The sequence below is a fragment of the Mycobacterium sp. genome (genome assembly GCF_047975165.1).
Classification (GTDB): domain Bacteria; phylum Actinomycetota; class Actinomycetes; order Mycobacteriales; family Mycobacteriaceae; genus Mycobacterium.
Map to the genome: position 1 here is coordinate 55,938 of NZ_JBKECZ010000039.1, position 23,147 is coordinate 79,084.

Sequence of the window (23,147 nt, forward strand, 5' to 3'; positions counted from 1 at the left end):
CCCGCGAATCCTGGCCCCCAGCCCCCAGCCCCCAGCCCCCAGCCCCCGTCATCGGCCTTCGGCCTTCGGGCACGACCTCAGCGGTTGCGCAGTGTTTCCAGGGCTTTGTCGGCGTGGGTGTCCATGCTGATCTCGCTGGAGATCACGTCGAGCACCGTGCGGTCGGTGTCGATGACGAACGTGGTGCGCTTGACCGGCATCAATTTTCCCAGCAGCCCGCGCTTGACGCCGAACCGGGTGGCGATGGCGCCGTCGCCGTCGGATAACAGCGGGTAGTCGAATTTCTGGGCTTCGGCGAACTGGGCCTGCCTGTCCACCGCGTCGGTGCTGATACCGACCCGCTGGGTGCCGGCGGCGGCGAACTCGGCGGCCAGGTCCCGGAAGTGGCAGGCCTCCTTGGTGCAGCCCGGCGTCATCGCGGCCGGGTAGAAGAACAGCACGACCGGCCCGGCCGAAAGTAGGTCGCTGAGTTTGCGTTGAGTGCCGTTCTGGTCGGGGAGCTCGAAGTCGGCCACGGTGTCACCGGTTCTCATGCCGCCACGCTACGCCCCGGACCCCGCCCCCGCCGCCCACTGCCCACTGCCCACTACCCACTGCCCACTGCCCACTGCCTCCCTCCGCCGAGCGTGCCTCCACAGTCGCGCTCGGCGTCCAACGTGACTGCACAGTCACGCTCGGCGTCCAAACAGTCGCGTTGAGCGTCCAACGTGACTGTGGAGGCACACTCGCGCTCGGCGTCCAACGTGACTGCACAGTCGCGTTGGGCGTCCAACGTGACTGCACAGTCGCGGTCGGCGTCCAAACAGTCGCGTTGAGCGTCCAACGTGACTGTGGAGGCACACTCGGCGGGAAGGCCCGGCGCAGCAGCGGGAGTGCGCCGCGGGGCATCTGATTGGATGGTTCGGTGCCCGCCAACCTCGCTGCCACCACCACGCGGGAGGATTTCGGCGTGCTGGCCGCGGAGCACCGGGTGGTTCCGGTGACGCGCAAGGTCTTGGCCGACAGCGAAACTCCACTCTCGGCCTACCGCAAGCTCGCCGCCAACCGTCCGGGAACGTTTCTGCTGGAATCGGCGGAGAACGGCCGCTCCTGGTCACGCTGGTCGTTCATCGGAGCGGGTGCGCCGGCCGCCTTGACGGTGCGCGACGGGCATGCCGGATGGCTGGGCGCCGCTCCCAAGGACGCTCCGACCGGCGGAGATCCGCTGGAAGCAGTGCGCTCGACGCTGGACGTGCTGGCCACCGCGCCGATGCCGGACCTGCCACCGCTGTCGGGCGGCATGGTCGGCTTCTTCGCCTACGACATGGTGCGGCGACTCGAACGCCTACCCGCGCTGGCCGTCGATGACCTGCGATTACCCGACATGCTGTTGCTCCTGGCCACCGATGTGGCTGCCGTCGACCACCACGAGGGCACGATAACCCTGATCGCCAACGCGGTGAATTGGAACGGCACGGCCACGCGTGTCGACGAGGCCTACGACGACGCCGTCGCACGCCTCGACGTGATGACCACCGCCCTGGGCCAGCCGTTGCCGTCGACGGTCGCCACCTTCAGCAGACCCGAACCGGATTATCGGTCACAGCGCACCATCGAGGAGTACAGCGGGATCGTCGACCACTTGGTGGAACAAATCGGAGCCGGTGAGGCGTTTCAGGTGGTGCCCTCGCAACGGTTCGAGATGGACACCGCCGTCGACCCGATCGACGTGTACCGCATGCTGCGGGTGACCAACCCCAGCCCCTACATGTATCTGCTGCAGATTCCCGACAGTGATGGGGCAGTGGACTTTTCGATCGTCGGCTCCAGCCCGGAGGCGCTGGTCACTGTCACCGACGGCCGGGCTACCACCCATCCGATCGCCGGCACCCGGTGGCGGGGGGAGACCGACGAGGAAGACGCGCTGCTGGAAAAGGAACTGCTAGCCGACGACAAGGAACTCGCCGAACACCTCATGCTGGTGGACTTGGGCCGCAATGACCTGGGCCGGGTATGCACCCCGGGCACCGTGCGCGTCGAGGACTACAGCCGGATCGAGCGCTACAGCCATGTGATGCACCTGGTGTCCACGGTGACCGGGCTGCTGGCCGAGGGCCGGACTGCCCTGGACGCGGTGACAGCCTGCTTTCCGGCCGGAACCCTGTCGGGAGCGCCGAAGGTGCGCGCGATGGAGCTCATCGAGGAGGTCGAGAGGACGCGCCGCGGTTTGTACGGCGGCGTGGTGGGCTATCTCGACTTCGCCGGCAATGCCGACTTCGCGATCGCCATCCGCACCGCACTGATGCGCGACGGCACGGCCTATGTGCAGGCGGGGGGCGGTGTGGTGGCCGACTCCAACGGACCATACGAGTACAACGAGTCCCGGAACAAGGCCCGTGCGGTGCTCAACGCGATCGCCGCCGCGCAGACCTTGACGAACCCGGCCGACGTGGACAGCTGACAGTGGTTGATCATGGCTGACCATGGCTGACACCAGCCGTCGCCGCCGGCGCCAGGTCGGTACCGCCCAGCTGCTGCTGGTGCTGGCCGCTCTCGCCCTGTGGGCGGCATCGCGGCTGACCTGGGTGACGATCAGGTCCTTTGACGGCCTTGGGCAGCCCAGGCAGGTGGCACTGTCGGGTGCGATGTGGTCGAGTGCCCTGCTGCCGTTGGCGGTCGTGAACCTGGTCGCTGCGGTGGCGGCATTGGCGGTACGGGGCTGGCGGTTACGGATGCTGGCAGTGCTGCTGGCCGCTGCCAGTTTCGCGATCGCCTATCTGGGGGTGAGCCTGTGGGCGCTGCCCGACGTGGCCGCCCGCGGAGCCGATCTCGCACAGGTTCCGCTGGTGACACTGGTGGGCAGCGGGCGCCAATACGCCGGGGCGACGATCGCGGTGGTGGCAGGGCTGTGCGCGCTGACCGCGGCCGCGTTGCTGATGCGCGCGGCGACAGATCCCGCGACCCGGCCGGACCGCACCCGATTCCTCGCCCCGGTGAAACGGGGTTTGATGGCGGGAAACGACGGAGCCGACGGCGGCCCCCCGGCAGCACCCGGAAACAAGCTGGTCCAGCCCTCGGAGCGGATGTTGTGGGACACCCTCGACCAGGGGATCGACCCCACCGATGAGCAACCCCGGGGAGACACCCAGGGGCGGTGACGGGTCCACCGGTCACGGTCGCTACCCTTCAGGAACGTCGGCGACACCTGCCGGCGGGCGTTGGGTCTTGGGGAAAGGAACACCGCAGGCATGAGTCCGGCATCCGTGCTTGACTCCATCCTCGATGGGGTCCGGGCCGATGTTGCGGCGCGCGAAGCCCGCGTCAGCCTGTCGGACATCAAGGCCACCGCGGCCGCCGCCCCGCCGCCACTGGACGTGATGGCAGCGCTGCGGGAACCCGGAATCGGCGTCATCGCCGAGGTCAAGCGCGCCAGTCCGTCGAAGGGCCCGCTGGCGGCCATAGCCGACCCGGCGATGCTGGCCCGAGCCTACGAGGACGGCGGCGCGCGGATCATCAGTGTGCTGACCGAGGAGCGTCGATTCCGGGGTTCGCTGGACGACCTAGACACAGTACGGGCTGCGGTGTCGATTCCGTTGTTGCGCAAGGATTTCGTAGTGCAGCCGTACCAGATTCACGAGGCACGTGCACACGGCGCCGACATGCTGTTGCTGATCGTCGCGGCACTGGATCAGGCCGCTCTGGTGTCGATGCTCGACCGCACCGAATCGCTGGGCATGACAGCGCTCGTCGAGGTGCATACCGAAGAAGAAGCGGACCGCGCATTGACGGCCGGCGCCAACGTCATCGGGGTCAACGCCCGCGATCTCACCACATTGGAGGTCGACCGCAACTGTTTCGCGCGCATCGCTCCCGGTCTGCCCAGCGAGGTCATCAGGATCGCCGAATCCGGTGTGCGCCATACCGGTGACCTCTTGGCCTATGCCGGAGCGGGTGCCGACGCGGTGCTGGTCGGCGAAGGTCTGGTGACGAGCGGCAACCCCCGCAACGCGGTCGCCGACCTGGTGACCGCCGGTGCCCATCCGTCCTGTCCGAAGCCGGCTCGCTAGCCGTTGATGTGCCCCGCGCGCATTGAGTCTTTGTGATGACGACCGTGTCCGGCCCTGACATTCCGCGCACCAGTGCCGCCGTCGCCGAACGCACACGCCACGACCCAGATGCGGGTGGACATTTCGGCGGCCGGGGCGGTTGGGGAGGACGTTTCGTCCCGGAGGCCCTGATGGCGGTGATCGAGGAGGTCACCACCGCCTACGACAAGGAACGTGGCAACCGGGATTTCCTGGACACACTCGACCGACTGCAAGCCGACTACGCCGGCCGGCCGTCACCGTTGTACCAGGCTTCCCGGCTCGGTGAGCACGCCGGGGGAGCGCGTATCTTCCTGAAACGAGAGGACCTGAACCACACCGGTTCCCACAAGATCAACAATGTGCTGGGCCAAGCCCTGCTGGCCCAGCGGATGGGTAAGACCAGAGTGATCGCCGAAACCGGCGCCGGCCAGCACGGCGTTGCGACGGCGACCGCATGTGCGCTGCTCGGCCTGGACTGCATCATCTACATGGGTGCGGTCGACACCGCACGCCAGGCGCTCAACGTCGCACGGATGCGGCTACTGGGCGCTCGGGTGGTCTCGGTGGAGACCGGATCGAGAACCCTCAAAGATGCGATCAACGAAGCGTTCCGCGATTGGGTGACCAACGCCGACACCACCTACTACTGCTTCGGCACGGCCGCCGGGCCGCACCCGTTCCCCACCATGGTGCGCGACTTTCAACGCATCATCGGGATGGAAGCGCGGGTCCAGATCCAGCGGCAGACGGGACGGCTACCAGACGCCGTGACCGCATGCGTCGGGGGAGGGTCCAACGCGATCGGGATATTCCACGCCTTCCTCGACGACCCCGGCGTGCAGTTGGTGGGTTACGAGGCCGCCGGCGACGGTATCGACACCGGCCGCCACGCGGCCACCTTCACCGGCGGTTCACCCGGCGCCTTCCAGGGGTCGTACTCCTACCTGTTACAGGACGACGACGGCCAAACTGTCGAATCACATTCCATATCAGCAGGTTTGGACTATCCCGGGGTGGGCCCCGAACATGCCTGGCTCAAGGAGTCGGGTCGGGTGCGGTATGAGCCGATCACCGATACCGAAGCGATGGAGGCATTCGGCCTGCTGTCGCATTCGGAGGGCATCATCCCGGCGATCGAATCCGCGCACGCGGTGGCCGGCGCGATCAGGCTGGGCGTCGAACTGGGGCGGGACGCCGTCATTGTGGTGAACCTTTCGGGACGCGGCGACAAGGATGTCGAGACTGCCGCGAAATGGTTCGGCCTGCTGGGTGATTCCGCTGACGACGGCGGACGGCAGTGACGGCGCAGAACGGCCGGCTGGGACCGCTGTTCGATGCGTGCCGCAGCGAGGGCCGCGCGGCCCTGATCGGCTATCTGCCCACCGGCTATCCCGACGTTCGGGCATCGGTGCAGGCCATGACGGCCTTGGTTGAATCCGGTTGCGACATAATCGAAGTGGGAATACCCTATTCGGACCCGGGCATGGACGGCCCCACCATCCAGCGAGCGACCGAGCAGGCACTCAGCGGCGGAGTCCGCGTCCGGGACACGCTGGCAGCTGTTGAGCAGATCACCACCGCGGGTGGACGCGCGGTGGTGATGACCTATTGGAATCCGGTGTTGCGCTATGGGGTCGACGCGTTTGCCCGGGATTTGGCGTCTGCGGGTGGGCTGGGCATGATCACCCCCGACCTGATTCCCGACGAGGCACAGTCCTGGCTTGCCGCGGCCGACGAACACGAGCTGGACCGGATCTTTCTGGTGGCGCCGTCGTCCACGCCCGAGCGGTTGGCGGCGACGGCCCGCGCATCGCGCGGATTCGTCTATGCGGCGTCGACAATGGGTGTGACGGGCGCACGCGACGCGGTGTCGCACACCGCACCCGAACTGGTTGAGAGAGTGAGAGCGATGTCGGACATTCCGGTGGGAGTTGGCCTAGGGGTGCGTTCGGGCGCACAAGCCGCGCAGATCGGCGGCTATGCCGACGGTGTGATCGTCGGCTCGGCGCTGGTGTCGGTGTTGGCGGACGGACTGCCCGCATTGCGGGCGCTCACCGAAGATCTGGCCGCGGGTGTCCGGCGGCGGGTACCCGCATGACGACGACACTGCTCGCCTACATTCCCAGCCCGTCGCAAGGGGTCTGGCATCTGGGGCCGGTACCCATCCGCGCGTACGCGTTCTTCATCATCACCGGGATCGTGCTGGCGTTACTGATCGGCGACCGGCGTTGGATCAAGCGCGGCGGGCAGCGAGGAATTATCTACGACATCGCCCTGTGGACCGTTCCTTTCGGTTTGATCGGCGGCCGCCTCTACCATCTGGCCACCGATTGGCGAACCTATTGGGGTCCCGACGGCGCGGGCTTGAACGGGGCACTGCGCATCTGGGACGGCGGGCTGGGGATTTGGGGTGCCGTGGCGCTGGGTGTCGTGGGCGCCTGGATCGGCTGCAGGCTGAACGGGATTCCGTTGCCGGCCTTCCTCGACGCACTGGCGCCGGGCGTTGTGCTGGCACAGGCCATCGGCAGGCTCGGAAACTACTTCAACCAGGAGTTGTACGGCCGCGAGACCACGGCGCCGTGGGGTCTGGAGATCTTTTACCGCCGGGATCCCTCCGGGTTCGTCCACGTCCATTCGCTCGACGGTGTCTCGACCGGCCAAGTCGCGTTCGTCGTGCAGCCTACGTTCCTCTACGAATTGCTCTGGAACCTCCTGGTATTCGCGGTGCTGTTGTTCCTGGATCGCCGGTTCATCATCGGCCACGGCCGACTCTTCGCGTCGTACGTGGCGCTGTACTGCATGGGAAGATTCGTCATCGAGTTGCTGCGCGACGATGCCGCTACCCACATCGCCGGCATTCGGATCAATACGTTCACATCGACTTTCGTCTTCGTTGGGGCGGTGGTCTACCTGGTCCTGGCGCCCAAGGGACGTGAGGATCCGCAGACCCTGCGCGGGTGGGTCGAGGATGAGCCGGAAGTGCCCGAGGACGAGGAGCCCGAGGGGGCCGCGGAGCTCGACCGGCCGGACGAGTTCGACGAGTCGGAGGACGCTCAGGAGGTCTTGGACACCGAGTTCGAAGAAGCTGCGCAGACCGGCGACGATGACGAAACAGACGACCGCGGCGAAACAGACGACGACGAAACGGCAGAGGTCGACCAGACCGACGACGACAAGACCGACGACACCGACGAGCCCGACGAGGAACCCGACGGCGAACCGGACGACGACGAGACCGATGACACCGACGCCACCGACGAAACGAACGACCACGACGACGAACCGGACGACGACGAACCGGACGACGACGACACAACAGAACTCGACGACACAGCGGAACTCGACGAGACCGACGGTGACGGACCCGAAGGCACGGACGAACCCGACAACGTCGGGGAACCCGACCAACCCGAATACGCCGACCAACCCGAAGACACCGGCGAACCCGAAGACCCTACCGACCCACCACCTCGCACCTGGCGATCCCGATTCCGGCGGCGTTCGTAAGCAACCGTCGGCTCTGGCATCCTGAACATTGTGACTGAACGGTCCCGGCCCGCGATGCCGCAGCAGGAATTTGCACCCGGGCCCGCGCGGGCTCCGCGGCAGCGCCGCCGAATGCTCTGGGCCGGTTCCGCGCTTGTACTGGGCAGCTCGTTGCTCTATGTGGGCCTGGCCGATCCGCACACCCCCGGGTCGGTGTATCCACCATGCCCATTCAAGTGGCTCACCGGCTGGAACTGTCCCGGATGCGGCGGCCTGCGGATGACGCACGACCTGTTGCACGGCGATCTGGCAGCAGGCATCAACGACAATCTTTTCCTGCTGGTGGGAATCCCGGCAGTGGCGGCATGGATTCTGGTTCGCCGGCAACACGGCGGGTCGTGGCATCCCAAAGCAGCAGTTGTGACGGTCGTCCTCGCCGTTGCCGTGTGGACGATCGTGCGCAATGCGCCAGGTTTCCCTTTGATACCAACCGTTCTCAGCGGCTGATCACAGTGCTCCCGCGGGCCGGCAGACTGACACCGGCCCCCGATTCATCCATGCCCCGGACGCACCGCGAATCTCCTACGCGGACCAGCCGGGGAAAAATCCACCCGTGGTGCGAGTTCAACCCTCACCGATGTCACCAAGCGCGACTATGCTTTGACGTCGTGACTAGACGCGGAAAGATCGTCTGCACGCTAAGCCTGACTTCGGACACGGTCTCCGAGATTCTGCTTCATTAGGTCTTTGACCTGGGGGTTTGCTTGGCCGGATGGCCTGCTTAGGGTACTAGGCGGGTAGGTTCGCGCGGTGGCGTACGTGCGGACGGCGCGCACGACCTCGGGCGCGGCGGTGGTGAATCGCTCCGGGGCGATTCAACCTGCTTGTTCGCGAGCGTAACGCCAGGGCGAAATCCCGAGCGCGAAATCGCAGCCACGTTACGCTCGCGAACGACTCGCAGTCACCTGCCCCCGATTCATCCATGCCCCGGACGCACCGCGCATCTCCTGCGCGGACCAGCCGGGGAAAAATCCACCCGCGGTGCGAGTCCAACCCTCACCCATGTCACCAAGCGCGACTATGCTTTGACGTCGTGACTAGACGCGGAAAGATCGTCTGCACTCTCGGGCCGGCCACCCAGCAGGACGGCGTGGTCAGGGCGCTGGTCGAAGCCGGAATGAACGTCGCCCGGATGAACTTCAGCCACGGCGACTACAGCGACCACGAGGTCTCCTACGCGCAGGTACGGGCCGCCTCGGATGCCACCGGCCGCGCCGTCGGAGTGCTCTGCGATCTCCAGGGGCCGAAGATCAGGCTGGGCCGCTTCGCCGACGGCCCCACCTATTGGGCCGACGGCGAGACCGTCCGGATCTCCGCCGCGGACTGCGCAGGCTCCCACGATCGGGTGTCCACCACCTACAAGCGGCTACCGCAGGACGCGGCAGCGGGGGACCGTGTGCTCGTCGACGACGGCAAGGTCGGGTTGGTCGTCGAACGTGTCGAAGGCGACGACGTGGTCTGCCGGGTCGTCGAGGGCGGTCCGGTCAGCAACAACAAGGGGATCTCGCTGCCGGGCATGAACGTGTCCGCCCCGGCCCTGTCGGAGAAGGACATCGAGGATCTGACGTTTGCGCTCGATCTCGGTGTCGATCTGGTGGCATTGTCGTTCGTCCGATCGCCGGCCGACGTCGAGCTGGTACACGAGGTGATGGACCGGGTCGGGCGCCGGGTGCCGGTGATCGCCAAGCTGGAGAAACCCGAGGCGATCGACAACCTCGAAGCCATCGTGCTCGCGTTCGACGCCGTCATGGTCGCCCGAGGCGATCTCGGAGTCGAACTCCCACTGGAAGAAGTGCCGCTGGTGCAGAAGCGCGCGATCCAGATGGCCCGGGAGAATGCCAAGCCGGTGATCGTGGCAACCCAGATGCTCGACTCGATGATCGAGAATTCACGGCCGACGCGAGCTGAGGCCTCCGACGTCGCCAACGCCGTTCTCGACGGTGCCGACGCGCTGATGCTCTCCGGGGAGACCTCGGTGGGCAAGTACCCGCTGCAGGCGGTCCAGACAATGTCGCGGATCGTGTGCGCGGTGGAGGAGAACTCCACGGCCGCCCCGCCGTTGACCCACGTGCCCCGCACCAAGCGCGGGGTGATCTCCTACGCGGCCCGAGACATCGGAGAGCGACTGGATGCCAAGGCCTTGGTGGCGTTCACGCAATCCGGTGATACGGTGCGCCGGCTGGCCCGGCTGCACACTCCACTACCGCTGCTGGCCTTCACCGATCTGCCCGAGGTCCGCAGCCAACTGGCCATGACCTGGGGTACCGAGACGTTCATCGTCCCCCACATGAAGACCACCGACGGCATGATCGGCGAGGTGGACAAGTCGCTGCTCGAACTCGGCCGGTACCAGCGCGGCGACATGGTGGTCATCGTCGCGGGCGCACCGCCGGGCACCGTGGGTTCGACCAACCTGATCCATGTGCACCGCATCGGCGAGGACGACGTCTAGTTGTCCGACTTCCAGGAACTGCTGGCGGTCCTCGACCTCTCCCGCACCGCCGACGATCGGTTCATCGGATCCCATCCCAGCAAGAACCCACTGCGGACATTCGGCGGCCTGCTCATGGCGCAGTCGTTCGTCGCCAGCGGTCGCACGCTGCTGCGCGACCTACCCCCAAGTGCCCTGTCGGTGCACTTCGTCAACGGCGGGAACCCGTCCCGCGACATCGAGTACCACGTCGTCCGGTTGCGGGACGAGCGTCGCTTCGCCAACCGGCGCGTCGACGCCATGCAGGATGGTGTGATGCTTTCTTCGGCGATGATCTCCTACATGTCCGGAGGACCCGGACTCGAGCATGCCGTGGAGCCGCCGGAAGTACCCGACCCCGAGACCCTACCCACCATCGCCGAGTTGTTACGCGGCTACGAGCGAACCGTCCCGCATTTCGTCAGGGCGCTGCAGCCGGTCGAATGGCGCTACACCAATGACCCGGCCTGGGTGATGCGGGCCAAGGGCGACCGGCTGGACCACAACAGGGTCTGGCTCAAGGCCAAGGGTGAGCTGCCCGCCGATCCCGCGCTGCACACCGCGACGATGCTGTATTCCTCTGACACCACCGTGCTGGACTCGGTGATCACCACCCACGGGCTGTCCTGGGGGGTGGACCGCATCTTCGCGGCATCGATCAACCACACGGTGTGGTTTCATCGCCAGGTCGATTTCAGCGACTGGGTGCTGTACTCGACGTCGTCGCCGGTTGCCGTGGATTCCCGCGGACTGGGCACCGGGCACTTCTTCGACCGCACCGGTCGCGTGATTGCCACGGTGGTTCAGGACGGGGTACTCAAGTATTTCCCCGGAGCTACCCGGTGACTGCCTCGGATGCCTTGGGTGCCTTGGATGCCGTGCGGATGCCGAAGGACGAGATGACCTCGAAGACACCCAGGACGATCAGCCAGATACCGATCACGTAGGCCAGGGTGACGATCGATTCGAACGGCCACGCCATCACGATGATCCCGGCAAGCAGGTTGACGATCCCGATGAACAGCGCCCAGCCGCGACCCGGCATATCCGGATCGCTGACCGCCGAAACCGTTGTCGCCACACCGCGGAAGATGAACCCGACACCAACCCAGATGGCGAGCAGCAACACCGCGTCACCGAAGTGCCGGAACGCCAGCAGTGCCAGCACCAACGATGCGGCACCGCTGATGAACATCAGAATCCGGCTGCCGGCGGTGGCATGCAGGCCGAACGCGAAGACCACTTGGGTTATGCCACTGATCAGCAGGTATACGCCGAAGACGACGCCGGCCACCAGAACTGTCTGACCCGGCCAGGCCGACACGGCGACACCGAGGGCGATCGCCAACAGCCCGGAAACCAGCGTCGACGTCCATAGATGCTGCAGCAGAGGCGGGGGGGCAAGTGTCGCACGGCTACTGTCCATGAAACCAGTGTGGCCCATGTTTCGCCTGCTGTATAGGGCAACTGGCCGAGCGGTGATTCAGACCCCCGCGGCGGCCTGGTCGGCCGCCGGGAGTGCTCTGGGCGCGGCCGGCTCTTTGCGACCGACGAGATACCAGGTGCGCATCACGCCTTTGCCCTTGATGGGTATCAGTCCGCGCTCGCGAAGGACGAAGTCCTCCTCGAGTCGTTGGTAGACGTCGTCGGGGACTTGTATCTGGTTGACCGGATCGGTCGATTCCATCCGCGAGGCGACATTCACCGCATCGCCCCACACGTCGTAGAAGAACCGCCGCGAGCCCACCACACCGGCGATCACCGGACCGGCGGCCAAGCCGATTCGCAGCGGGATGTCGCGACCGCGGGGGTCGGTGACCGCGGCCACCGTCGCGGACATATCCAGGGCGAAGTCGGCCAACGCGTGGACATGGTCCGCACGCGGTTCGGGGACACCGCTGACCACCATGTACGAGTCGCCGCTGACTTTGATCTTCTCCAGGCCGTGCTTGTCCACCAATTCGTCGAAGGCGCTGTAGAGGTCGTTGAGGAAGCGCACCAGGTCGGTTGGGTTGCTGCCGCTGGCGCGCTCGGTGAAACCGACGATGTCGGCGAAGAGCACCGATGCGTCGTCGTATTTGTCGGCGATTATCTGACCGTTCGGGTCCTTGAGTCGCTCGGCGATGCTGGCCGGCAGCATGTTGTCCAGCAGCGCCTCGGAGCGCTCGTACTGTTCTTCCATCGCGGCTTCGGCGCGGGCCGTGTCCCGCAGGGCGAACCACACCGCGACCACCACCACCAAGCATGCCGACACCGCCGTGATGATGAACCCGGTCGCCTGAGCCCACGGCGGCTGCAGGCCGGTGTCCCGCGGGATCAAGAATTCGGAGGCGATGACCAGAGCCGCGCCGACGGCCGCCAGGCAGCCCGCCAGCACAATGTGCTCGATACCGAGCACCAGCACCACCACACACGAGCCGACCACGAAGAACTGCTGTGCGCCCGAAGCGGTCCCCACATCCCAACAGCTGGCGAACACAGTGGCATAGGCGGCAACGATGAACGTCACCGGCGCAACCAGTTCGCCGAAGCGGTGCAGCAGCGGAACCGTCGCGAACGTCACCAGCGCGAGGAGGTTGATCCAGATGACCTCCCACAGCCAGGAACCGATCAACAGTTGCATGGCCGTGAAGCTGGCACTGACCAAGACCGACAGTCCGGCGGTGATGTTGAGGATCCGGGCCCGGCGCGCCGCGCTGTCGGCGTAGTGCGCCCGAAGTTCGCCGACGCGCGAACGGACAAGGACATCGGGTGCACTCCGGCGCGCCGAACAATCCTTGCCAGCCGAAACACCACCGCTTTTCTTGGCGGTCACCCGTCCAGGGTAACCGTTGGGCCCTGCGACGACCGTAAACGCGACCCGGCTGGGCGCCGACGGGACTGCCGTACTTCGACCTACCCGCTGCGCCCGGATCTCCTGGTGCCCTCGGTGAGATTCGAACTCACACTGTACGGGTTTTGAATCCGTTTCCTCTGCCAGTTGGGATACGAGGGCTGGTCCCGGCTCACATCCGGTGTTCCACCTTAAACGAACCCCCCGAGAATGCGGCTACGGGCGTAGCGACACAATGTCCGTCATGACCGGTCGCACTGACGATGCCGCTTCTTCACCGCGCCGGGTCCTGATTGCCGAGGACGAGGCCCTCATCCGCATGGACCTGGCCGAGATGCTTCGGGAGGAGGGCTACCAGGTCATCGGCGAGGCTGGCGACGGTCAGGAGGCCGTTGAGCTGGCCGAGGAACACCGACCCGACCTGGTGATCATGGATGTGAAGATGCCGCGCCGGGACGGGATCGACGCCGCCGCGGAGATCGCCAGCAAGAGGATCGCACCGATCGTGGTACTGACGGCGTTCAGCCAACGGGATCTGGTCGAACGGGCGCGCGATGCCGGCGCAATGGCGTATCTGGTCAAACCCTTCACCGCCAGCGACCTGGTCCCGGCAATCGAGTTGGCGGTCAGCCGCTTCAGCGAGGTCACCGCACTGGAGCGTGAAGTGGCGACGCTCTCGGATCGGCTGGAGACCCGCAAGGTCATCGAACGAGCGAAGGGCCTGTTGCAGGCCAAACAGGGTATGACGGAGCCGGAGGCCTTCAAGTGGATTCAGCGCGCGGCCATGGACCGGCGGACCACGATGAAGCGAGTTGCCGACGTTGTGCTGGAAACCCTAGGGAACGACCAGGGCGATGATCCGGGGAAAGACCCTGGGAAAGATCCCGGGAAAGATCCCGGAGCCGATAAGACTTAGCCTGAATCCACCGATCGGCCCTGTGATGGTGGGTTGAGCTGTTCATCTTGATGTGGGCTGGTGGTGGGCGTGGCAGGGCTGCTGGTCTGTCCAGCTATTCCTGTTTGGAGTCCTGGTTGTTGGGTCGGGGGTGTGTGGTTCAGTCGCTAGATCGGTGTCCGATGGCGTTGTGCCACAGGGTGTTCCATGCGGGTTGCCAGGGCCAGTGTCCGGGTAGGTGCGGGATCGGTTGGCCTTGGAGTCGGGCCAGTCGGGCCGGGACGTTGACCGGGTCGCGGCGCAGGGTGGCCCCGCGGGCAGTGCGGTGACGGGTACCGGCCAGGGTCGCGGCGGCGCGCAACAGGTTGTGCGCGATGCCCGCGCAGACGGCCCAGGCACTGTTGGCGCCGAAGCGTCCAGAAGGGATGTGGGCCAGGGGTCCGCCGATGAGGTCGGCGAAGGTCGCCGTCGACCTCGACGTCCGGCTCTGGGTCGGACGCACCGGGGTGTGCTGGGACAACGCTCAGCAGGAGAGTTTCTGGTCAACCCTGAAAACCGAGTTCTACCACCGCCATCACTTCCACACCCGAGTCGAGGCGATCCACGCCGTCAGCAGCTGGATCGACACCGTCTACAACCACCGCCGGCGCCACAGCGCACTCGGCCAAATCCCCCCGGTAGCCTTCGAGCACCGGATCATCACCATGGCCAAGCAGGCCGCTTAACCGATGTCCACGAAACGGGGTCAACCCCACGAGGTTGAGGGTGTCCACAGCGTGTTGCACCTGCCAATCGTCGGGAAACCCGAAGGAGAACCCGACCCTGCGATCGCGGCGGGGGCTGGGCGAATTCATGGGTGGCCTCGGTGGTGTCCGGGTGCACCACCACCGTCGGTGCGCCCGGGTCGCAGGGGTCGGGGACGGTGCTGGGGCGGCGGCGAAGCCAACGCCTGCCGGACAACCGTGATGGGATCGGCGGCGGTGTTGGGCCCGGCATTACCCGGGCGCGGCAGTCCGGCCGGCGCCGCACCGTCGGCGACCGCAGCGGGCAGATCGGCGAACACATCGCCGGGGGCGTACACCCACGGGCCGCGGTAGGTGTCGGCCAACGCGGCGATGCCCTGCGTCGATAGCCCCGTCTGGTCGGCCAACTCGCACAGCATGCACATCCCGGCGTGCGACACCACACCACGGTCATCGGCAGAGACTTTCACCCGGGATGCCGTAGCGCTGTTGTTCACCTAGAAAGTGTTTCCTCGCTGGATACTGACGTCTTTGAGAAACCTCATTACCCCTTGCCGGACAGGCACTTTCGCTAACTCAACACCGTGTCACCCAAATTCCCCCGAAAAATCCAGGCTTAGCTCCCGCGCGACTCAGCGCGCGACGATCACCGACGAGCCGTGACCGAACAGGCCCTGGTTTGCGGTCACCCCGACGGTGGCGCCGTCGACCTGCCGGCCGGTCGCCTGACCGCGCAGCTGCCAGGTGATCTCGCATACCTGGGCGATCGCCTGTGCCGGGATGGCCTCGCCGAAGCAGGCCAGCCCGCCCGACGGGTTGACCGGCACCCGGCCGCCGATCGCGGTGGCCCCGCTGCGCAGCAGCTTCTCGGCCTCACCCTTGGCGCATAAACCCAGGTGCTCGTACCAGTCGAGTTCCAGCGCCGTGGACAGGTCGTAGACCTCCGCCAGGCTCACGTCCTCGGGTCCGATCCCCGCTTCGGCGTAGGCGGCGTCGAGGATCTGATCCTTGAACAGGCGGTCGGGCGCGGGCACCACCGCGGTCGAATCCGTTGCGATGTCCGGTAATTCGGGCAGGTGCTGCGGGTACCGCGGCGTCACCGTGCTGACCGCCCGCACCGAAGGCACGCCGTCGAGCGAACCCAGGTGCCGACGGGCGAAGTCCGCGCCGGCCACGATCAGCGCGGCCGCGCCGTCGGAGGTGGCGCAGATGTCGAGCTGGCGCAGCGGGTCGGCGACGACCGGGCTGGCGAGCACGTCGGCAACCGAGGATTCCCTGCGGTAGCGGGCGTTCGGGTTTTGCACGCCGTGCCGCGAGTTCTTCACCTTGACGTGCGCGAAGTCCTCGGCTGTTGCGCCGTAGAGGTCCATCCGGCGGCGGGCGAGCAGCGCGAAGTAGACCGGGTTCATCGCGCCGATCAGGTGGAAGCGCTGCCAGTCCGGATCGTTGCGGCGTTCGCCGCCGACCGGGGCGAACGCCCCCTTGGGCGTGGTATCTGCGCCGATGACCAGGGCGACGTCGCAGAAGCCGGCCAGAATCTGGGCGCGGGCGCTCTGCAGGGCCTGCGAGCCGCTGGCGCACGCCGCGTAGCTGGAACTGACCGGGACACCGTTCCAGCCCAGCTTCTGGGCGAACGTCGACCCGGCGATGAATCCCGGGTAGCCGTTGCGGATGGTGTCCGCTCCGGCGACGAACTGGATCTGACGCCAGTCCAGTCCGGAGTCGGCCAGCGCCGCCCGGGCGGCCACCACGCCGTATTCGGTGAAGTCCCGGCCCCATTTGCCCCAGGGGTGCATACCCGCGCCGAGGATGTAGACCGGCGCGCTCACGACGCGACCTGCCACGCGTGCACGATGCGTACCACGCCGTCGGCGTCGGTGAACAACGTCATGGTGGTCAGCTCCATCTCCATGCCGACGGTGAGATCGGCGGCGAGGGTGCCCTCGACGACCTTGCCCAGCACGATCAGTCCTTCCTCGGCCAGTTGCACCGCGGCGATCGCGAACGGTTCGAACGGGTCGGGGGCCGGGTAGGGCGCCGGCGGCGGGTACCGGTTCTCGGTGTAGCTCCACAGCTTTCCGCGCCTCGACAGGGCGACGGGTTCCAGCGTGTCGCTGTCGCAGCCGGGATTGGGGCAGTTGTTCTCCCGGGGCGGGAAGACGTAGGTACCGCACTGCGGGCACCTACCGCCGATCAGGTGCGGATTTCCGGCGGCGTCGGTGGCGAACCAGCCGTCGATGGCCGCTTGTTTGACCTCGGACACCGAATCAGACTACCAAGCGCTTGTTTGGGATGGTCGAGGCGCGGGGCAGGTCGGACCCCATGCCTAAAGTGAGTGGCGTGCCTGCCGCGACCGAGCGCCGAACGAAGCCGACGATGATGCTGCTCGACGGCAACTCACTGGCCTACCGCGCGTTCTACGCATTGCCGGCCGAGAACTTCAAGACTCGCGCCGGCCTGACCACCAACGCCGTCTACGGTTTCACCGCCATGCTGATCAACCTGCTGCGCAGCGAAGGCCCGACGCACATCGCCGCGGCGTTCGACGTCTCCCGGCAGACGTTCCGCTCCGAGCGCTACCCCGAATACAAGGCCAACCGGTCCTCGACGCCCGATGAGTTCCGCGGCCAGATCGACATCACCAAGGAGGTGTTGGAAGCCCTGGGCGTCACCGTGCTGGCGGAGACGGGTTTCGAGGCCGACGACATCATCGCCACGCTGGCCACCCAGGCCCGCGACGACGGCTACCGCGTCCTCGTCGTCACCGGTGACCGCGACGCCCTGCAGCTGGTCACCGATGACGTGACGGTGCTGTACCCGCGCAAGGGCGTCAGCGAACTCACCCGCTTCACCCCGGATGCCGTCGTCGAGAAATACGGGCTGACGCCGGCGCAGTACCCCGATTTCGCCGCGCTGCGCGGCGACCCGAGCGACAACCTGCCGGGTATCCCCGGGGTGGGGGAGAAGACCGCCTGCAAGTGGATCCTCGAGTACGGCTCGCTGCAGGGGCTGGTCGACAACGCCGACTCGGTACGCGGCAAGGTCGGCGACTCGTTCCGGGCCAATGTCGCCACCGTGGTGCTCAATCGTGAGCTCACCGAGCTGGTCAAGGATGTGCCGCTGGCGCAGACGCCGGAGACTCTGCAGATGCGTCCCTGGGATCGCGACCGCATCCACCGGCTCTTCGACGACCTCGAGTTCCGGGTGCTGCGGGACCGTCTCTTCGACACCCTGGCCACTGCCGGGGGCCGGGCACCCGAGGCCGATGAGGGCTTCGAGATCCGCGGCGGCCCCCTGGAGCCCGGGACGGTTGCGGCGTGGCTGGCCGGTCACCTCGGCGACGGGCGGCGGTCCGGGCTGACGGTGGTGGGCACCCACCTGCCGCACGGCGGTGACGCCACCGCACTGGCCATCGCGCCGGCCGGCGGCGACGGCGCCTTCATCGACACCACCACCCTGACGCCCGAGGACGACGCCGCACTGGCCGGCTGGCTGGCCGACCCGGGCAAGCCCAAGGCGTTGCACGAGGCCAAGCACGCCATCCACGACCTCGACGGCCGCGGCTGGACGCTGGCCGGCGTCACCTCCGACACCGCGCTGGCCGCCTACCTGGTGCGGCCGGGGCAGCGCAGCTTCAACCTCGATGACCTCTCGCTGCGCTATCTGGGCCGGGAGTTGCGTGCCGACACCGGCGACCAGCAGCAGCTGTCGCTGCTGGACGACGACGCCGACGAGCAGGACGCGCAGACCGCGATACTGCGGGCCCGCGCCGTCGCCGACCTGGCCGACGCCCTGGACACCGAGCTGACCCGCATCGACGCCACCGCGCTGCTGCGCGAGATGGAATTGCCGGTCCAGCGAGTGCTGGCGGAGATGGAGAGCGCGGGCATCGCCGTCGACATCGACATGCTCGGCGAACTGCAAAGCCATTTCGCAAACCAGATCCGCGATGCCGCCGAGGCCGCCTACGCCGTGATCGGCAAGCAGATCAACCTGGGCTCACCCAAACAGCTGCAGGTGGTGCTCTTCGACGAACTCGGCATGCCCAAGACGAAGCGGACCAAGACCGGCTACACCACCGACGCCGACGCCCTGCAGGGTCTTTTCGAAAAGACCGGGCATCCGTTTCTGCAGCACCTGCTGGCCCACCGCGACGTCACCCGGCTCAAGGTCACCGTCGACGGGCTGCTGAACTCGGTGGCCGGCGACAGCCGCATCCACACCACGTTCAACCAGACGATCACCGCCACCGGTCGGCTGTCCTCGACCGAGCCCAACCTGCAGAACATCCCTATCCGCACCGATACCGGCCGGCAGATCCGCGATGCGTTCGTGGTGGGCCCCCGGGGCTATTCCGAGCTGATGACCGCCGACTACAGCCAGATCGAGATGCGGATCATGGCGCACCTGTCCCGCGACGAGGGCCTGATCGAAGCCTTCAACACCGGGGAGGATCTGCATTCGTTCGTCGCATCCCGGGCGTTCGGGGTGCCGATCGACCAGGTCACCGCAGAGTTGCGCCGCCGGGTGAAGGCGATGTCCTACGGCCTGGCCTACGGGTTGAGCGCCTACGGGTTGTCCGCCCAGCTCAAGATCTCCACCGAAGAGGCCAAGGAGCAGATGGACCAGTACTTCGCCCGGTTCGGCCGCGTGCGCGATTACCTGCTGGCCGTGGTCGAGCAGGCCCGCAAGGACGGCTACACCTCGACGGTGCTCGGCCGGCGCCGCTACCTGCCCGAACTGGACAGCAGCAACCGCCAGGTGCGCGAGGCCGCCGAGCGGGCTGCACTCAACGCGCCGATCCAGGGCAGTGCGGCCGACATCATCAAGGTGGCGATGATCGACCTCGACCAGGCGATCCGGGTGGCCGGGCTGGCCTCACGCATGCTGTTGCAGGTGCACGACGAGCTGGTGCTGGAGATCGCACCGGGGGAGCAGGAGCAGGTCGAGGCGCTGGTCCGCGACAAGATGGGCGGCGCCTACCGGCTGGACGTGCCGCTGGAGGTTTCGATCGGCCGCGGCCGCTCGTGGGACGCCGCCGCGCATTAGCCGTGCGTGTCCCGGCGCCCCAGCCGTCAACCCCCAGCCGCTGGCCCCCAGCGGCCCCGGCGGCCCGGGCGGCCGATCCCCGGCCGCGCCCGGTAGGCTCGACGCGATCTCGACCTAGTTTGGCCAGCGTGTACGCCGTCGAGTAACCTCGACGGGTACCCGTTTGCGCTCGATCGCGGGTCACACCACCAGATACCGTCCCTACGACCAAACCTGTCCGGAGCAACCCAACAACATGCCGAGTCCCACCGTCACCTCGCCGCAAGTAGCCATCAACGACATAGGCACCAGCGAGGACTTTCTTGCCGCAATAGACAAAACGATCAAGTACTTCAACGATGGCGACATCGTCGAGGGCACGATCGTCAAAGTGGACCGGGACGAGGTACTCCTCGACATCGGCTACAAGACCGAGGGCGTGATCCCCGCCCGGGAACTCTCCATCAAGCACGACGTCGACCCCAATGAGGTCGTTACCGTGGGCGACGAGGTGGAGGCCCTGGTTCTCACCAAAGAGGACAAAGAGGGCCGGCTCATCCTGTCCAAGAAGCGCGCACAGTACGAGCGCGCCTGGGGCACCATCGAGGCACTCAAGGAGAAGGACGAAGCCGTCAAGGGCACCGTCATCGAGGTCGTCAAGGGCGGCCTGATCCTCGACATCGGACTGCGCGGCTTCCTGCCCGCCTCCCTGGTCGAGATGCGGCGCGTCCGCGATCTGCAGCCCTACATCGGCAAGGAGATCGAGGCCAAGATCATCGAGCTGGACAAGAACCGCAACAACGTGGTTCTGAGCCGTCGCGCCTGGCTGGAGCAGACCCAGTCCGAGGTGCGCAGCGAGTTCCTCAACCAGTTGCAGAAGGGCGCCGTCCGCAAGGGTGTGGTTTCCTCGATCGTCAACTTCGGCGCGTTTGTCGACCTTGGCGGGGTGGACGGCCTGGTGCACGTCTCCGAACTGTCCTGGAAGCACATCGATCACCCGTCCGAGGTGGTCACGGTGGGCGACGAGGTCACCGTCGAGGTACTCGACGTCGACATGGATCGCGAGCGGGTTTCGTTGTCGCTGAAGGCAACTCAGGAAGACCCGTGGCGGCACTTCGCGCGCACCCACGCGATCGGCCAGATCGTGCCGGGCAAGGTCACCAAGCTGGTTCCCTTCGGCGCATTCGTCCGCGTGGAGGAGGGGATCGAAGGGCTGGTGCACATTTCGGAGTTGTCCGTGCGCCACGTCGAGGTGCCCGACCAGGTGGTCGCCGTCGCCGAGGACGCGATGGTCAAGGTCATCGACATCGACCTGGATCGCCGCCGGATCTCGCTGTCGCTCAAGCAGGCCAACGAGGACTACACCGAAGATTTTGACCCGGCCAAGTACGGCATGGCCGACAGCTACGACGAGCAGGGCAACTACATCTTCCCCGAGGGCTTCGACTCCGAAACCAACGAATGGATGGAAGGTTTCGATTCCCAGCGCACGGAGTGGGAAGCCCGCTACGCCGAAGCCGAGCGACGCCACAAGATGCACACCGCGCAGATGGAGAAGTTCGCCGAGTCGGAGGCGGCCGGGCATAGCGCGAGCGGTGGCGGCAGCTCCACGAGTAGCAGTTCCTCGGAGAAGCCCGCGGGCGGATCGCTGGCCAGCGACGAGCAACTGGCCGCCCTGCGCGAGAAACTGGCCGGTAGCGCTTAATCCGCCGCGAGCATGCTGCGCATCGGGCTGACCGGTGGCATAGGCGCCGGGAAGTCGGCGCTGTCCAAGGTGTTTTCACAGTGCGGCGGGATCGTCGTCGACGGCGACGTGATCGCCCGCGAGGTGGTTCAACCGGGCACCGAGGGCTTGGCGTCGCTGGTTGACGCCTTCGGCGAGGACATCCTGCTCCCGGACGGCGCGCTGGACCGCCCGGCATTGGCGGCCAAGGCCTTTGCCGACGAACAGCAGCGATTGAAGCTCAACGGCATCGTGCACCCGCTGGTGGCCGGGCGCCGGGCCGAAATCCTCGCCGCGGTGCCCGAAGGCAGCGTCGTCGTCGAGGACATTCCGCTGCTGGTGGAATCCGGGATGGCGCCGTTGTTCCCCTTGGTCGTCGTCGTGCACGCCGATGCCAAGCTGCGGCTGCGGCGCCTCGTCGAACAGCGGGGGATGGCCGAGGACGACGCCCGGGCGCGTATCGCCGCCCAGGCGACCGTCGACCAGCGCCGCGCCGTGGCCGACATCTGGCTGGAGAACGCCGGCAGCCCCGAGGATTTGGCGGCACTGGCGGGGGAGGTGTGGCGCCGGCGGATTCTGCCGTTCGCACAGAATCTGAACTCGCATAGGGCCGCCGCGGTTCCGGCGCGGCTGGTGCCCGCCGAACCGAGCTGGCCGGATCAGGCGCTGCGGATCGTCAACCGGCTCAAGACCGCCTGCGGGCACCGGGCGGTGCGGGTGGACCACATCGGGTCGACCGCGGTGCCCGGCGTCGATGCCAGAGACGTGATCGACATCCAGGTCACCGTCGAATCGCTGGACGTGGCCGGCGAACTCGTCGGCCCGCTGCTGGCCGCCGGGTATCCGCGGCTCGCGTCGACCGCAGATGCGCCCATGGCCGATGCCCGCAGTACCGTCCCCGAATTCGACCACCGCGATGACCCGGCGCTGTGGCGCAAACGCCGGCACGCCTCCGCCGATCCGGGCCGGCCGACGAACGTGCACCTTCGCGTGGATGGCCGGCCCAACCAGCAGTTTGCCCTGTTGTTCGTCGATTGGCTGGCGGGCAACCCCGGCGCGCGCACCGAGTACCTCGATGTCAAGCGCAGGGCCGACGCCTCCGGCGACGGCGCACGATATCTCGCCGCCAAGGAGTCATGGTTCCCCGGCGCCTACCGGCGGGCATGGGAGTGGGCAGACTCGACCGGGTGGCGGCCCTAGCGGTTCTCGGCCGGCGCATCCGAGCGATCGGAGCCGGCAGCGCGGCTGGTACCCGCCCGATTCGGCGGCGCTGCGCGCCAGTCCAGCCGCATCCCGTGCCCGGCGAGCCAGCCGTGCAGGTTATAGCCGTTGGCTGCCAGGCCGTCGATGGCACGGACGGCACGCCGTATCGCCCGCTCGGCGGCCGTCGCGGCCAGCAATCCCTGCCCGACGGCGTCGAGTAACTCGCCGATGTCGATCAGCTCCGCGCCGCGGCCGGTGCGCACCGCGATATCGAGGTAGTGGTCTTCGGAGCGCCACACCGTGTCGCCGGGGGTGTATTCGCCGATATCGAGGTAGTAGTCCTGGTCGCGAACATGTCCGGGGTTGAAGTGGAACACCGTGGCGCGCACGCCAAGCGACGGCAGCAGCCAGGACTCGAGGTAGTGGAATTGGGCGCGGCCGGGGGTAGGCCGGGCCAGATAGAGCCCCCACGGGCGCACCCGGTACTCGTCGACCGTCCGCACGATGCCCTTGGGATCGGTGTTGGTGCGGGCAATGAGGTCGAAAGTTTCGTGCTTCGGTGGATGGATGGCGTCACTGTACCGGTTGGTGACGTCGCCCTTGTCGCCGAGCGTGTAACTGCTGCGGAAAAACGGCCGA

The 23,147-nt window shown here is 66.9% G+C and carries 20 protein-coding genes, 1 tRNA gene and 2 pseudogenes; 14 read left to right on the forward strand and 9 right to left on the reverse strand.

The features are described from left to right. Positions 1-77 precede the first annotated feature (77 nt). Positions 78-533, reverse strand: a complete 456-nt coding sequence (locus tag ACK5M9_RS03780) for a peroxiredoxin (RefSeq protein WP_416891860.1) — start codon at positions 531-533, stop codon at positions 78-80. A gap of 371 nt (positions 534-904) precedes the next feature. On the opposite strand from ACK5M9_RS03780, the gene ACK5M9_RS03785 reads away from it, so the two are divergent. From ACK5M9_RS03785 to ACK5M9_RS03825, 9 genes are all read left to right on the forward strand, one after another. Beyond that, positions 905-2,440, forward strand: a complete 1,536-nt coding sequence (locus ACK5M9_RS03785; protein ID WP_416891861.1) for an anthranilate synthase component I — start codon at positions 905-907, stop codon at positions 2,438-2,440. Between the two features lie 22 nt (positions 2,441-2,462). Continuing rightward, a complete protein-coding gene (locus ACK5M9_RS03790) occupies positions 2,463-3,137 on the forward strand; it encodes a TIGR02234 family membrane protein (RefSeq protein WP_416891862.1) in 675 nt (224 codons plus the stop codon). Positions 3,138-3,227: 90 nt separating this feature from the next. Further along, entirely contained in the window at positions 3,228-4,046 is an 819-nt protein-coding gene (trpC, locus tag ACK5M9_RS03795) for an indole-3-glycerol phosphate synthase TrpC (RefSeq protein ID WP_416891863.1), read from the forward strand. Between the two features lie 35 nt (positions 4,047-4,081). After that, positions 4,082-5,368, forward strand: a complete 1,287-nt coding sequence (gene trpB, locus ACK5M9_RS03800; protein ID WP_416891864.1) for a tryptophan synthase subunit beta — start codon at positions 4,082-4,084, stop codon at positions 5,366-5,368. Continuing rightward, complete coding sequence (gene trpA / locus ACK5M9_RS03805) at positions 5,365-6,165, forward strand: tryptophan synthase subunit alpha (protein WP_416891865.1); 801 nt, start codon at positions 5,365-5,367, stop codon at positions 6,163-6,165. Before trpB ends, trpA begins: the two co-directional genes overlap by 4 nt. After that, positions 6,162-7,574: a prolipoprotein diacylglyceryl transferase gene (locus ACK5M9_RS03810; RefSeq protein ID WP_416891866.1), complete on the forward strand. Its 1,413-nt coding sequence runs from the start codon at positions 6,162-6,164 to the stop codon at positions 7,572-7,574. The genes trpA and ACK5M9_RS03810 overlap by 4 nt, the downstream gene beginning before the upstream one ends. 111 nt (positions 7,575-7,685) lie before the next feature. Continuing rightward, positions 7,686-8,060, forward strand: a complete 375-nt coding sequence (locus tag ACK5M9_RS03815; RefSeq protein ID WP_416891884.1) for a DUF2752 domain-containing protein — start codon at positions 7,686-7,688, stop codon at positions 8,058-8,060. Positions 8,061-8,646: 586 nt separating this feature from the next. Beyond that, on the forward strand, positions 8,647-10,065 hold the full coding sequence (gene pyk, locus ACK5M9_RS03820) for a pyruvate kinase (protein ID WP_416891867.1): 1,419 nt from the start codon (positions 8,647-8,649) through the stop codon (positions 10,063-10,065). Beyond that, entirely contained in the window at positions 10,066-10,929 is an 864-nt protein-coding gene (locus tag ACK5M9_RS03825; protein WP_416891868.1) for an acyl-CoA thioesterase, read from the forward strand. Here ACK5M9_RS03825 and ACK5M9_RS03830 read toward each other — a convergent pair. The 3 genes from ACK5M9_RS03830 to ACK5M9_RS03840 all read right to left on the reverse strand — a co-directional run bounded on the left by ACK5M9_RS03830 (position 10,919) and on the right by ACK5M9_RS03840 (position 13,078). Beyond that, entirely contained in the window at positions 10,919-11,527 is a 609-nt protein-coding gene (locus ACK5M9_RS03830; RefSeq protein ID WP_416891869.1) for an HdeD family acid-resistance protein, read from the reverse strand. The genes ACK5M9_RS03825 and ACK5M9_RS03830 overlap by 11 nt on opposite strands. A gap of 39 nt (positions 11,528-11,566) precedes the next feature. Then, positions 11,567-12,898: an adenylate/guanylate cyclase domain-containing protein gene (locus ACK5M9_RS03835; RefSeq protein ID WP_416891870.1), complete on the reverse strand. Its 1,332-nt coding sequence runs from the start codon at positions 12,896-12,898 to the stop codon at positions 11,567-11,569. A gap of 103 nt (positions 12,899-13,001) precedes the next feature. Further along, positions 13,002-13,078 (reverse strand) — tRNA-Leu (locus ACK5M9_RS03840). Between the two features lie 82 nt (positions 13,079-13,160). Between ACK5M9_RS03840 and ACK5M9_RS03845 the strand changes: the two genes are divergently transcribed. After that, complete coding sequence (locus ACK5M9_RS03845) at positions 13,161-13,832, forward strand: ANTAR domain-containing response regulator (protein WP_416891871.1); 672 nt, start codon at positions 13,161-13,163, stop codon at positions 13,830-13,832. Positions 13,833-13,971: 139 nt separating this feature from the next. Here the strand turns inward: ACK5M9_RS03845 and ACK5M9_RS03850 are convergent. Next, positions 13,972-14,271 (reverse strand): annotated as a pseudogene (locus ACK5M9_RS03850) (IS1380 family transposase); the annotation flags it as partial. Between ACK5M9_RS03850 and ACK5M9_RS03855 the strand changes: the two are divergent. After that, complete coding sequence (locus tag ACK5M9_RS03855) at positions 14,258-14,536, forward strand: integrase core domain-containing protein (protein ID WP_416891872.1); 279 nt, start codon at positions 14,258-14,260, stop codon at positions 14,534-14,536. The pseudogene ACK5M9_RS03850 and the gene ACK5M9_RS03855 overlap by 14 nt on opposite strands. 30 nt (positions 14,537-14,566) lie before the next feature. On the opposite strand, the pseudogene ACK5M9_RS03860 reads toward ACK5M9_RS03855, so the two are convergent. The 3 genes and pseudogenes from ACK5M9_RS03860 to ACK5M9_RS03870 form a co-directional block, all read right to left on the reverse strand. Beyond that, a pseudogene (locus ACK5M9_RS03860) lies at positions 14,567-15,051 on the reverse strand (hypothetical protein); the annotation flags it as partial. Positions 15,052-15,186: 135 nt separating this feature from the next. Beyond that, positions 15,187-16,350 (reverse strand): lipid-transfer protein, encoded by a 1,164-nt coding sequence (locus ACK5M9_RS03865; RefSeq protein ID WP_416891885.1) that lies wholly within the window; start codon positions 16,348-16,350, stop codon positions 15,187-15,189. A gap of 29 nt (positions 16,351-16,379) precedes the next feature. After that, on the reverse strand, positions 16,380-16,817 hold the full coding sequence (locus tag ACK5M9_RS03870; RefSeq protein WP_416891873.1) for a Zn-ribbon domain-containing OB-fold protein: 438 nt from the start codon (positions 16,815-16,817) through the stop codon (positions 16,380-16,382). A gap of 59 nt (positions 16,818-16,876) precedes the next feature. On the opposite strand from ACK5M9_RS03870, the gene polA reads away from it, so the two are divergent. From polA to coaE, 3 genes are all read left to right on the forward strand, one after another. After that, positions 16,877-19,603, forward strand: coding sequence for a DNA polymerase I (gene polA / locus ACK5M9_RS03875; RefSeq protein ID WP_416891874.1), 2,727 nt, complete (start codon positions 16,877-16,879; stop codon positions 19,601-19,603). Between the two features lie 235 nt (positions 19,604-19,838). After that, a complete protein-coding gene (gene rpsA / locus ACK5M9_RS03880) occupies positions 19,839-21,287 on the forward strand; it encodes a 30S ribosomal protein S1 (RefSeq protein WP_416891875.1) in 1,449 nt (482 codons plus the stop codon). 12 nt (positions 21,288-21,299) lie between these two features. Next, positions 21,300-22,505, forward strand: coding sequence for a dephospho-CoA kinase (gene coaE, locus ACK5M9_RS03885; protein ID WP_416891876.1), 1,206 nt, complete (start codon positions 21,300-21,302; stop codon positions 22,503-22,505). Here the strand turns inward: coaE and ACK5M9_RS03890 are convergent. After that, positions 22,502-23,011, reverse strand: coding sequence for a DUF402 domain-containing protein (locus ACK5M9_RS03890; RefSeq protein WP_416891886.1), 510 nt, complete (start codon positions 23,009-23,011; stop codon positions 22,502-22,504). The genes coaE and ACK5M9_RS03890 overlap by 4 nt on opposite strands. Positions 23,012-23,147 lie beyond the last annotated feature (136 nt).